Here is a 12982-nt window from a genome sequence, read left to right on the forward strand (position 1 = left end):
CGGGGGGCTTTTTTTATATACCCGCAATTTTTCGCGGTGTGGATAACCTATCAACGCTAATAATATATCGATGCAAAATCCTGTACCGTTTTATCCCCTCAGAATCTATTTTCAACTAGAGTACATGAGGTTTGTGAATGTATCGTTGTTTGGGTTTGATTTTTTTCCTTATTTTTGCTGTTGCCGCCAATGCCACATTGACGGTGCACTTGCAGTCGCCTTATCGCGACGATGCCACGCGTGCCGAATTTATTCCGCATGTACTGGGCGGAGCGGGCGGTGGTTATAACCCGATTTTTGGGGAAGGCTCCCCGACAATCATGAAAAGCGAGGGTGACGGCTGGTATTCGTACACCTGGGACAAGACGATTGCCGACTTCCAAGACTGGATGACGTTCAATATCGGTTTTTACCCGAATACGGACGACAACAACTACAACAACAATAACGGTGTCTCGTGGCTCCAATTTGGTGAGATTAAGATTGCTGCGTTCTTCGGTAATGAAACGGAACTGTGGCTCTACACGAATACGACGAGCAAGAGCTATACGAAATCCTTCATGGCTCCGGGTTCCAAGATTGTCTGGTTCAAGAGTCCGTGGGGCAATCGCGCTCTCCCGCAGATGCGGTTTGGTGCCGACTCCGTGCTTATGCGCTTTGTTGAAGGGGACGCTTCGATGTGCGGATGGTTCTACGGATCCATTACGCCCGCGATGATGGCGAACAATCCGATCCAGACTGCATATTTCAATCGTTACATGGCACCGTGGCTTTCGGTGCCTACGGATAGGGAATCTACTATCGACTTGTCCGCTGCCCTCCAGATTCAAGATACGATATTTGTCGATGGGACTGCCGCAAATGCGGAGATTTCGTTCGAGAAGGGTTCCGCCGGGCAGTGCTTCGATCCGACGCGCAGGCTCCATATCTACCATCCGTGGCGCAACAACACGAGCTTCCGAGACAGTTCCTTCTTTATCACGATAGACAACAACATCATGAACACGCCGACCAAGCTGAGTGACGAGGGCGAATATCCGTTCTGGTACCATGTGGATTTCCCGGACACCCTGGTTTCTTCTGCGCAGTGGAATTCCACGTGGGCGTGGTTCCAGATTCTTCGCGGCAGCAACGAATGGCCGCAGCATCCCTACTTTGCGCAGGAAAGTCGCCCGCTTGCCCAGGACCTTTTCCCGACGGGCGTTTACGAGGTCTGGTTCTATACGAGTACCAAGATGGGCGTGAAGGATTTCGTTTACTATCCGCCGGAACCGAAAACGGTTCGCTTGCTTTCTCCCTGGGACAACATGTCTCCCTCGATGCTTGTGGGCGGCGATACGGTCAAGATGGGACCGATTTCTCCGGATACGTGCGGTTGGTACCAGGGAACGTACTACAAGCATACGGACGACTGGGGTGTAGTATTCAAGCAGTCCTTCGGTATGGAATTCTACGGCGGCAACGGTACCGTAGAGGAAGGAAAGATTGTAGACTCGCTGATTTCCCTGGACGAGGTGCTGGCTGCCGTTGATACGGTCTGGGTCTATCCGTATCCGGTGTCGAACAGCGCGCCGAAACTGGATTTGGCGTATCCCGAACGCCTGGGTGTCTGCCCCACGATGAAGATTTCTGCGCTTGTGGTGGACTGGGCCGGCGAATCGTTCCATGACAGCATCGACGTGGATTTCGGCAACATCTACGGTGGTAGCGAGTATACGACGGTTACCTACCTCGATTCTACCGGAACGCTTTCGACCAACAAGGTTTGCGGCGGGCTCGTGAAGGGGATGGTGCAGGACACGCTGGTGAACGGCCTGCCCGCCCGCGTTGATTCGTCCAAGTACCCGTGGGGAATGTGCTCGGCTGCGCGCGAAATCGAGAAGTGGTTCGTTCCCCAGGTTGTCGCGAGGAACAACGGAAAGGAATACACGAATGCCGTCTGTCGCGATATCGACCTGACGCTCGACGAGGAGGGCTTCTGGCTTGCCGATATCACGAACCCGACGGACTGTAACGATCCGCAGCATCCGGGATTCTACCCGATTGACGATTTCGAATTCCTGGACGAGGCGAAGACTATTCGCAATCCGAAGTACGACCACGACATCAGCGGTTGCAACCACAATTACAGTTTTGCGATGAAGGTTTCGGCCCAGTTCCGTTACGTGAGGGGACAGTACTTCGAGTTCCGTGGCGATGACGATGTGTGGGTGTTCATCAACAACAGGCTTGTGGTGGATATCGGTGGTTGCCATAATCCCGAAGAAGGGGCAGTGGATCTCGATACCATGGGACTTGTCGAGGGTCAGGAATATCCGTTCCATATTTTCTTCTCTGAAAGGAATGCGACCGGTTCGAATTTCAAGATGCGGACTTCCATCAACCTGCAGACGCAAAAGACATACTTGCCACGCGAGGTACCGCATACCGACGGCCTGATAGAATACAACATTTTGCAATTGCTGATAGACGAGTCCATCAGCTGCGACGTATCGAGCACGACCAAGATCGATACCACGCTTGCGCAGTCGATATTCGTGCTGTACGACGGGAACGGGTTCTTGCCCAAGGAAGGAAAACTCCTGGATCCGGGAACGAACTATGGCGGAATCTACGTCAACGAGAACATGGCCGGGTTCATTATCGATACGAGTGCAATTGTCCGCGCCCGCGCGCTTCCTTCGGGGAATTACCTGCTCCGCTATGCGCTGGCGTCGGATCCGTCGCAGTACAGCGAACTGATTTTCTCCGTCCCGGAATATCCGCTTTCGGAAATCGCGTTTGTCAACGAACAGGATGAACCGATACGCGACGTGGAAGGGAATATCGTCGAGGTCATCGACAATGTGGCCCTGGGCGAGTATGCTTTCGTGACGTATCCTGTAAGGATAACGCTCCTATTCTTGAATACGATTCTCGATTCCAACGTGGTGACGCTAAACCTGTCGACTTCGGATTCCCTGGTATTCTTCAACAAGAACAACGAACAGGTGACATCGATAGAGACGGACGGTACGGGCTTTGCCGATTTCTACGTGATGGGTACGGCCGACGTGGTGAACGGTTCGTTCACTATCGGCGGCAACGCGGTCGGGAATACGCTCACGTGGAAAAACATCAATCTCAAGAAACCTCCTGTCCCGTATGCGACAAAGGGCTGGATGTTCGACCGCAACGGTGACGGTGTGGGTGACAGCATCTGCGTCGTGTACAACGAGATATTCGATGAAGACGTCCCCGATACGCTCGACTGGATGTTCGGCGATTCGGTGAGCCACAAGATTTCTTCTGTCGCAGAAGTCCAGAAATATATTGAGCAGGATTCGATGATTGTCATCACTGCCGATTCCCTGCTCAACCATGTGTTCACGGGCAAGGACAACGATATATACAACGGCATGTTCCGTTACCACTATACTCATGTGGACGACGAGTCGGGAGATGTCGTGCCGCTGGATATGAAGGCCTCCCTTCAGGACAAGATTGGCCCGGTGCTCATGAAGGCGATGATTGTCCCGCAATCCGAAACGTATAGCAAGCTCACGCTTACGCTGAGCGAAGGGATGAAGTTCAACAACGAGGATGCCCGATCGCTCTTTGAATTCAAGATGTGGCGTATGGGCGAAGAGGCGTCTGCCAGGGCGGTAATTTCTTCTATAACGCAGAAGCGCAACAAGGCGCAGATGGAACTGCTTTTCTATGCTCCCGAAGGCGGCGTGATTCCGACTGTCGGCGACAGCGTGCGTCTTGTGCCTAACGGAGTTTTTGACCTGAGCGGGAATCCTTCCCATATAAACAATGCCTGGGTGCGCATCACGGGCGAACCGCGAGCCGAAACGGAAGTCGTGAATTTTGTGCGGGTCTATGCGGATACCTTGCCGGAATGGACGTACGAGAAGCCTGTAAAGCCGATATCGGTACCGATGGGCGAGTCGATCAAGGATGTCATGGGTCGCGAAGGCTATCCGGGATACTTGTTGCGTTATGAATTGGGTGAACTCGTCTTGTCCGATGAAATGCTTTCGAAGGTGAAGATAAAGTGGGAAATCAGCTACTTTACCAATCTGGGACAGTATGTGAACAGCGCGAGCGGCGAAATCGCCTGTAACGATTCGTCCGTGTTCAACCTGGAACCGTCCTTGCCGAAAAACTGCCGCGACAACCCAGGGAATATATTCCTGGAATGGAACCTGCGCAGCAAGGGCGGCCGTATCGTAGGGACGGGAGCGTATATCTCCAAGTTCTATTACAAGATTGTTGCCGGCAAGGATGCCGTTACGAGCAAGGACGACACGTACACTCTCGGCATCAAGCGGGTTAAATAGGATATTTGTCCTTGGCGGCCTCGAGTTCGGCGCTCGTCTTTTCCCACGCTTCGTATAGCTGGTCGACTTTTTTCCTGTTGTCGTCCATGTCTTTTGCGATGGCGGTGATGGCGTTGCCGTCGCCGCTTTCCGATGCGGTGACGAGTTTCGCCTCGAGTTCGCCACCGAGCGATTCAGCTTTCGCGATATCTGCTTCAAGGCGGGCGAGTTCCTTTTCAAGCGGCTTGATGACCTTGGAACGTTCGGCGATGTAGTCGGCACGGGCCTTGCGGTCCATGCTGGCGCGCGGTACGGCTGCCGTTGCGGAGGCCTTGCCGGTATTGGATGCGTCGCCTTCCACGTCGATGTTCGAAACCTTGATGTTCGCGGAATTGGATCCGCCCGGTTTCTTTTCGGACGCCCAGCCTACCTTTTCGAGGAAGTCAGCATACGTGCCTTCGAATATACGGCATGTCCCGCCGTCAAAGACGACGAGGCGGTTTGCGAAGGCGTGCAGGAGTTCTTCGTCGTGGGTTACCACGAGGGCGGTGCCTTCGTAATCTTCGAGAGCGTCGATAAGGCTCTCGATGCTTTCCATGTCCAGGTGGTTCGTCGGTTCGTCGAGCAGGAGCATGTTGCATGGGCTCGCGAGAATCTTTCCGAGCAGAACGCGGCTCCGCTCGCCACCGGAAAGTACCTTCACCTTCTTTAACGCGGCGTCGCCGCTGAACATCATGAGACCCGCGAGGCCGCGGGCGCGGCTCTTCTGCGAAACTTCTTCGATGGCGGTCGCGATTTCTTCTTCGACGGTATTGTCGAGATTCAGTCGATTGATGTTTGTCTGCCCGAAATAGTTTATCTGCAGGTTCGGATTGTAGCTGATTTCGCCTGCGCTCGGCTGTAGCTCCTTGGCAATCAGGTTCAGGAGTGTCGTTTTGCCGCGTCCGTTCGGGCCGATGACTGCGATGCGGTCGCCCTTGAAAACTTCCATCGTGAGATCGGTGATGAGTTCCGGACCGTTGGGGTAGGCAAAATGCAGTCCCTTGATTTGTAGCATTCTCTTGCCCGGGAACGGCGTCTCGGTAAAGCTGAAGTCCAGGTTCCTTTCGTGCGTGAGACGCTCGCCGTTGGCAAGTTTTGCCGCGGCCTTGATCTTGGACTGCACCATGGCGGCTTTCGCGGCCTTGTAGCGGAACCGTTCAATGACGCGTTCCAGCTGTTCCTTCTTGCGCTGCTCGTTTTCTTGCGTGCGCATCGCCACTTCTTCTTCTTCGGCGATGGTTTCGCGGAGCTTTTCGACGGAGCCCTTTACCTTGCGCATCTTGTGGCGGTGAATGCCGACGGTGTGCGTGCAGACTTCGTCCATAAAGTGGTGGTCGTGCGTAATCAGCAGCACTTCGCCCTTCCATGCGCGCAAGAAGCGACTGAGCCAGCGCATGGATACGATGTCGAGGTAGTTCGTGGGTTCGTCGAGCAGCAGCATGTCGGGCTCGCTCGCCAGTACTTTCGCGAGGTTCAGGCGGATCTGGAAACCGCCCGAAAGGAGCATGGGGCTTTTGTGCATGGATTCTTCGTCGAATCCGAGACCGAAAAGGATGGCTTCGACCTTGTGTTCTTCAATCCATCCGTCTTCGTTTACCTTGAGTACGCTGCAGGCTTCTTCGTGTACCGTGGCGTGCGTAAAGTTTATGTGCTGCTGCAGATAGCCGATCGTATAGTTCTTGGGAATGTCGATGCTTCCGCCGTCAATACATTCCTGGCCCAGGATCATCTTGAAGAGCGTGGACTTGCCGCAGCCATTGCGGCCCACCAGTCCGACACGTTCGTGGTCGCCAACGAGCATGCTGGCTCCGTCGAGCAACACTTGTTCGCCAAAGGATTTAGAAACGTTCTGTACCTGGATCACGTGGACAAATTTAGAATTTTTTATAACTTTTGGAATGATTTTATACAAAAAGGATATTACGCCCGTGATAAGTGGAAAACGTCTCTGGATAGGTATATGCGTGCTGGTTTTGATTGCTGCCTCGGCGGTTGAAATCTGGTATTCCTGCGAGAAAAGCTCAGAAGAAAGCGCCCTGGACGATGGTTCCCGGGTAGTGTTCAGCGACGAGGCCTTATGGAAATCCATGCTGGCGGTGAAGACGGACAAGGAGCTGGGCGAACCTTACAAGGTATATCCCATAGATGTCGCGTATCCGGACGGGAACAGCTATCATGCGACGCTTGTGGAATACCCGTTCGGGGAATCCCCGCGTGCCGTAAAGACTGCGACGGATTCCGTGCGGGTCGCAGAAGGTGCCGATAGCGCTAATGTGGTGCCGGTTGTAAAAGAAGAGAAGTTCCCTCGCGGTATTATGCTGTACCTTCACGGGTTCAACGATTATTTCTTCCACAAGGAGATGGCGGAGAAGGCCGACTCGGCCGGCTTTGCCTTCTTTGCGATCGATATCCATAACGCCGGACGTTCCTTGAGGGAAGGCGACCCGCGCTGCGATATGCGGAACATAAGGGAGTTCTTCCGGGAACTGGATTTTGCCGTGGCACTTAGCCGCCAGGTGGTCAAGGAACGCGTAGAGAAGATGGCTATCGCGCGGATGCGTGACAGCATAGGCGATGGCGTGCCGGATTCTTTGGCGCAGCAGTCGCTTCTCGATGCAGTGAACCGCGCGCTTGCGCTCCCGTACGTGCTGGAAGGGCATTCGCAGGGCGGGCTGATCATGTCGCTGTATGCGGATTCACGCCAAGGAGAAAATTTTGCGGCTGTCGTATTGAACAGCCCCTTTGTCGAGATGAATTTCAACTGGATCATGCGCAAGGCGGTGGCTCCGTTGCTTTCGGAACTGGCTATTTATTTCCCCGACGCCGCGCTCCCTGCTACGGGTAACGACAATTACGCAAAATCGCTGCATCGCGGTGATTATGGCGAATGGGAATACAATACGGAATACAAGACGCCGCTCCGCCCGAAACAGTATATCGGGTGGGTGCGTGCGATTCACAAGGGACAGCGGAAGCTCCAGAAAGGATTGCATATAAATTCGCCTGTCTTGGTGATGCGCAGCGGATGCAGTGTCGACGAAGACGAATGGGTGGAAGACTACATGCGTTGTGACGGCGTGCTGGACGTGGAGCACATCGGGGAATTCGCTCCGGGGCTCGGCGGCAACGTGACGCTGGAAACTCTCGAGGGGGCCCTGCACGATGTCTTGCTTTCTAAACGCGAGGTCCGCGACGACGCCTACGGGCGTATGTTCCGCTTTGTCGACGGCGTTCTAGGACGTCCGTAATCTACATTTATGCGAATATTTGCATAAATGCATTGACAAGATATAGTCTTTTTCTATATTTGCCTATCGAACGGATAGGAATGTTTTGCGATTGTGGCGACGGCCTGTGGCGAATTATCTTTCGTCTTTCGTCTATCGTCTTTCGTCTAACATACCTCACTATCTATATTTTAAGGCTATAACAAACAAGAGGCAAAAATGTCCAAGATCGAAACTTTGTGCGTACAGGGCGGCTGGCAGCCGAAAAACGGCGAACCGCGCGTCCTCCCCATTTACCAGAGCACCACTTTCAAGTACGAGTCCAGCAACGCGATGGCCGACCTGTTCGACCTGAAGGCCAGCGGCTACTTCTACACGCGCTTGCAGAACCCGACCAACGATGCCGTGGCATCCAAGATTGCGGCCATGGAAGGCGGTGTCGCTGCGATGCTCACGAGTTCCGGTCAGGCGGCGAACTTCTTCGCCGTGTTCAACATCTGCGAGGCGGGCGACCACTTCATTAGCACCAGCGCCATCTACGGCGGTACGAGCAACCTCTTCAGCGTTACCATGAAGAAGCTCGGCATCGAATGCACGTTCGTGGACCAGGATGCGAGCGACGAAGAAATCGAAAAGGCCTTCCGCCCGAACACCAAGTGCTTCTTCGGCGAGACTGTGGCAAACCCTGCCGGCAAGATTCTCGACCTCAAGCGCTTCGCCGACATCGCCCACAAGCACGGCGTGCCGATGATTGTGGACAACACGTTCCCGACTCCGATTCTTTGCCGCCCGATTGATTTCGGCGTGGACATCGTGACGCATTCCACCACCAAGTACATGGACGGTCACGCGATGGCCGTGGGTGGCTGCATCGTGGATAGCGGAAACTTCGACTGGGAAGCCCATCACGACAAGTTCAAGGGCCTCACCGAACCGGATCCGAGCTACCACGGCCTTGCCTACACGAAGGCTTTCGGCAAGGGCGCCTTCATCACGAAGGCTACGGCCCAGCTCATGCGCGACCTCGGCAGCATCCAGGCTCCGCAGAATGCGTTCCTCCTGAACGTTGGCCTCGAAACGCTTCACCTGCGCATGCCGCGCCACTGCGAAAACGCTCTCGCCTGCGCGAAGTTCCTACAGAACCACCCGAAGGTGGCCTGGGTCGATTACGCGGGCCTCGAGGGCAACAAGTACCACGAACTTGCCAAGAAGCAGTTCAAGGGCGGGCTCCCCTGCGGCGTGCTCACGTTCGGCATCAAGGGTGGCCGTGAAAAGAGCATCCAGTTCATGGACAACCTCAAGATGATTTGCATCGTGACCCACGTGGCCGACGCCCGCAGCTGCGTGCTGCATCCGGCAAGCCACACGCACCGTCAGCTCAGCGACGAACAGCTCATCGAAGCAGGCGTCGCGCCTGACTTGATCCGCTTCAGCGTGGGTATTGAGAACGTCGAAGACATCATCGCCGACCTGACTCAGGCTCTCGACAAGGTGTAATTGTCGACGTACATTTAAAAAGGCGACCGCGAGGTCGCTTTTTTTATCTGCTTCGCAGATTCTAAACATTGCGCCTCGGTCATGTGCAAGCTAGCTTGCACGCGACTCTCGGCTTGTCGCTTTTTTTTGTGCGCGGTATTCTTATTTCAGCCCGTTGTTCCTGTAGAAGGGAATGTCGGCGAGGACTTCTTCTACCCAGCGGCTCCTTGACGGGTTCTTGCGCCATTCGCTGTTCAGCCCCTGCATGTCGCGTAACGGGTAGAATGCGGCGATGGCGTCTTCTGTATTCTGGACGCTGTCGAGCGCGACCTTGAGCTGATGGGCTCCGGCGAAAATCTGTTCCAGCCCGTAGCCGGATTCGATTGCGAGCAGTCCCTTTTCGTGGTTGCTGCCTTCGTAATTGAAGTCGAAAGAAGACGTATGCCGAATGATGGACATCAGGAGTGCGGGATCGATTCCTTCGCGGATGCTCGCTTCCATCGCGGGTAGGCCGCAGAGCTGTTCATTGTCCCAGAGCTTGCCGCGGTATGCCACCTTGAGTTCGTGGCTGGAATTCCCGTTGATAATCTGGACAACATAACGCGGACCGAGTTTCTTCTGTATGCCCTTGACGATATTGATGCTGCGGTTCTTGAACTGCTTGTAGCCGTCGAAATAGATGACGATAATGTCGTCTATTTGCGAAAGGCGTGGCTTGGTAGGATTCTTTACGATGTCGTTGTAGACGCCGAGAATTGTCGGGAGCACGTAGGCGAGTTCCGGCTGGGGAGCGTACAGGTCGCAAGTGGAATCCATGATGAAGGCGCCCTGTTCCTGCAACGAGAGTATAAGCGATTGCGCATAGCCTTCGAAGATCGGCCTGGAATCGATTTCCTGGTCCTCGTGCGACGGGAGCAGCGCATAGACGACGATAATGGTGGCTATGGTTAAAATGACGACGACGAGCGCCTTGCGGACTTTGGCGCTCCGCCAGAGAATCCTGAGCCATCCCCTTCCCTTCGGGGTCCGCCCGAGGAAAATGGCGAGGAATAGGATAATCGCGAGCCATAGCGATATGAGGATATGGAAGACCACGATTTCAATATAAATTCTATTTTTGTACCGTATGATGGATCCGTTGAAAAATGTTGTGGTAATAGGCGATCGCGTGCTGATTAAACCGCTTGAAGCATCGAACAAGACCGATAGCGGGCTTTTCTTGCCGCCCAGCGTAAAGGAAAGGAATGCGGTGCATACGGGAATCGTGATGCGCGTCGGCCCCGGCTACCCGGTGCCCGTCACTCAGGATCCGGACGCCATGTTCCGCGAGGATGGCGGAAACCAGGTGAACTACGTCCCGCTGCAGGTGCACGAAGGCGACGAGGCCCTGTACCTCCATGCCAACGGCACCGAGCTGGAAATAAACGGGGAGCAATACGTAATCGTCGGGCAGAATGCGATTCTACTCGTGATGCGTAACGAGATTCCCGACAGTGTAGACGGCCTGTAACAGGCTAGAACGTCTTCTGGTTCGCGATGAGCTCGTGGGCCTCTTTGATCTTGTTGATGATAGTCTTGGTCGATTCGAAGAGATCGGTGACCTGTTCCTGGGATTTCTTGAAGAATTCCTTGTGACAGAAAAGGTCGTCCTTCGATGCCTTGATGTCGTTGAACACGTTGCGGAGAATCTGGAGGTTCTTTGTCTCGTGTTCTGCCGCGGCCTGGATTTCTACGCGGATTTCTGCCAGCAGTTTCTTCTTCTGTTCAATGACCTCGGGAGAGTTTTCCATGAGGATGTACGTGGGGAGCGTTCCGAAGTCTTCGAATTTGCCTTGCGGCTTGGTCTGCGAATTCTGGAGTCCGCGTGCGTACGTGTTGCGTAGGCCGATGCTCTTGACGGCGGAATCGATGGAAATGGTGCAGCTGGACGTTCCGTGGTAATTGCAACGGACGCGCTTCTCTTCTTGCTTGAGTTCGTTCAACGGGTTGAAATCGCCGTCACTTTCGACATAGCGGAGCGGGACATACAGAGGTGCGGGTTCGCCGGCGATATTTATTTTGTACAAAACGCAGGGCTCGTTGTTGAACATCTTGGTTTCGTACAGGTTGTTGCTGGTAAACAGGATGTGCTTTACTCGGGCGAGCAGGTCGTCGGCATCGTAAGGATTCTTGATGATATCGGGGATTTCCTTGAGAATCCTGTCGCGGACGATATTCTTGTAGTTGTCGATGATGGTCGTGTTCGACATGGTACGACCCCAGATGGGAGTCCCGAGGAAGAACGTGTCGGTAATGCGGGTCTCGGAGCGTCCGTTGAAGAACGCGGCGGCCTTGATGATGTTCGTGAGCGCGATCCACTTGCGGATAGGGACATAGATGTTGTTCTCGTCGCAAGTCTTTGCGATTTCGCCGATGATGTAGAGTGTATCTTCGGAGAGGGCGACCTTCTTGATTTCTTCGTTCCACTGGGTCACTTCGTCGGCAGAGACGGTTAGTCCGGCGGATACGTGAACGCTGGTGGTGTCGCCCTGGGTCATGAGCAGCTTGCAGAGCGCATCCGAGGAGATGCTGTCGGGGAGGGCGACGATGAGCGTAATCTTGTCGGTAATCTCGGTGCGGTTCAACGCGACTTCGGGACGGATGTCGCCCGAGATGATGAGCGATGCCTTTTGACGGTCCTCGAGGGCGATGTGGACGTTCGATTTGGATTTTTCTTCGAACGGGTTGAAACTTTGGAAAATAATCAGGTTGTATGTCTCGAGAGCCTTCGGCAGTTCCTGCTCGCGCTTGCCGAGCTTGAGAATCTTGACGTTCTTGAATGCCGCGGTGATGCGGTCAATGACGAGGGACTTTCCGGAACCGGAACGTCCGTAGAGATAGAATGGTTCGCCGACGAGTGTCGTGAGAAAGCCCAGCTGGATGCAGAATTCGCGTTCCGGTATGCTTGCGGTAATCGCCTGCATGAGCTCGGAGATTCTTTTTGTGAGTGTCATTTTCAATCCTTCTTCATTCCGTTATCAAAAAAAATAACATGATTTGCTTGGCGAGAACGGCCTTGCGTTTAAAAAAGGGCCGAAATGGCTCTCTGCGCGCTTGCCGAGACGACCGTTTCTTGATAGGCGATGTAGACTTGCCGGTTCTTGAGAGTCTGCGCCGCGAGCCTCGCGGAATCTTTTTCGGTGATGACGACGGTACTGCCTTGACACAGCAGTTTGGACAAACGTTGTCCCAAATAGGGGCTGTGGTCGGGCATCGCGATGTGCCGGACAGGCTTGATTCCCCGGGTGGCGAGATCCCTGACAAACCTTTCCGGGGAGCCGATGCCGCACAGGGAATAGTCGGGATTTTCCGGACAGGCTTCTCCGTCGGAATTGCGAACGCTGTCGATGCGGAACAGGATGTCTGGTTCTTCCAGTATCAGCGCCGGCTTGTCGTGATCCTGTTCCAGGCTGCGGTTCAAGCCTGCGGGCACGAGGTCGCGGATATGGCGGGGGAGGTCGCCGCGGTCTAGGCGGATGACGGTGGCGCCCGTGAGCCTGGAATCTTCGAAGCCGTCGTCGCACAGGATTATATCGAAATCGCGGTCCAGCTCGTGTGCGGTCCGGTATCGGTTGCCTGTAGTAAAGACTTTTACTTGCGGGGCGCCTGCCAGTTTGCGGCGGAGCATCTCGGCTTCGTCCTTTGCCTTGCTGTGGCAAAGGATGGCGACGTGCTGTCCCGGTTTGCCGAACGAGCCTTCGTCGAGCTTCTGAGCGAGCCAGGCGCAGAAGGGTGTTTTGCCCGCTCCGCCGATCCTGAAGCTTCCAATTACGTATAAAGTTGCGTATTCAAGCGGTACTCCTGGCCGCAGGAATAGTCGATGATGCAACCGGTAGGCTATTCGATAGCATTGCGCGAGGAACAGCAGCAAAAAGCGGAGCATTGTCTTGGACA

At 54.4% G+C, this 12982-nt stretch carries 8 protein-coding genes; 4 read left to right on the forward strand and 4 right to left on the reverse strand.

What is annotated here, in order from left to right:
• Positions 1-155: 155 nt before the first annotated feature.
• A complete protein-coding gene (locus tag B3M32_RS01670) occupies positions 156-4325 on the forward strand; it encodes a fibro-slime domain-containing protein (RefSeq protein WP_290742927.1) in 4170 nt (1389 codons plus the stop codon).
• Here B3M32_RS01670 and B3M32_RS01675 read toward each other — a convergent pair.
• A complete protein-coding gene (locus tag B3M32_RS01675) occupies positions 4318-6210 on the reverse strand; it encodes an ABC-F family ATP-binding cassette domain-containing protein (RefSeq protein WP_290742930.1) in 1893 nt (630 codons plus the stop codon). The two genes, B3M32_RS01670 and B3M32_RS01675, sit on opposite strands and share 8 nt — an antisense overlap.
• A gap of 64 nt (positions 6211-6274) precedes the next feature.
• Here B3M32_RS01675 and B3M32_RS01680 point away from each other — a divergent pair, with 64 nt between their 5' ends.
• The gene (locus tag B3M32_RS01680; RefSeq protein WP_290742933.1) at positions 6275-7594 is read left to right on the forward strand and encodes an alpha/beta hydrolase; all 1320 of its coding nucleotides are present in this window, start codon (positions 6275-6277) and stop codon (positions 7592-7594) included.
• A gap of 198 nt (positions 7595-7792) precedes the next feature.
• Entirely contained in the window at positions 7793-9070 is a 1278-nt protein-coding gene (locus B3M32_RS01685; RefSeq protein ID WP_290742936.1) for an O-acetylhomoserine aminocarboxypropyltransferase/cysteine synthase family protein, read from the forward strand.
• Positions 9071-9211: 141 nt separating this feature from the next.
• Here B3M32_RS01685 and B3M32_RS01690 read toward each other — a convergent pair whose 3' ends face one another.
• A complete protein-coding gene (locus B3M32_RS01690) occupies positions 9212-10144 on the reverse strand; it encodes a hypothetical protein (protein ID WP_290742939.1) in 933 nt (310 codons plus the stop codon).
• A gap of 31 nt (positions 10145-10175) precedes the next feature.
• Here B3M32_RS01690 and B3M32_RS01695 point away from each other — a divergent pair, with 31 nt between their 5' ends.
• Complete coding sequence (locus B3M32_RS01695) at positions 10176-10559, forward strand: co-chaperone GroES (protein ID WP_290742942.1); 384 nt, start codon at positions 10176-10178, stop codon at positions 10557-10559.
• 4 nt (positions 10560-10563) lie between these two features.
• Here the strand turns inward: B3M32_RS01695 and B3M32_RS01700 are convergent, their stop codons facing one another.
• The gene (locus B3M32_RS01700) at positions 10564-12042 is read right to left on the reverse strand and encodes a hypothetical protein (protein WP_290742946.1); all 1479 of its coding nucleotides are present in this window, start codon (positions 12040-12042) and stop codon (positions 10564-10566) included.
• 68 nt (positions 12043-12110) lie between these two features.
• Positions 12111-12971 carry a tetraacyldisaccharide 4'-kinase gene (locus B3M32_RS01705; protein WP_290742949.1) on the reverse strand — a complete coding sequence of 287 codons (861 nt, stop codon included), beginning with the start codon at positions 12969-12971 and terminating at the stop codon, positions 12111-12113.
• Between the last annotated feature and the right edge of the window lie 11 nt (positions 12972-12982).

The organism is Fibrobacter sp. UBA4309 (genome assembly GCF_002395745.1).
Lineage (GTDB): Bacteria > Fibrobacterota > Fibrobacteria > Fibrobacterales > Fibrobacteraceae > Fibrobacter.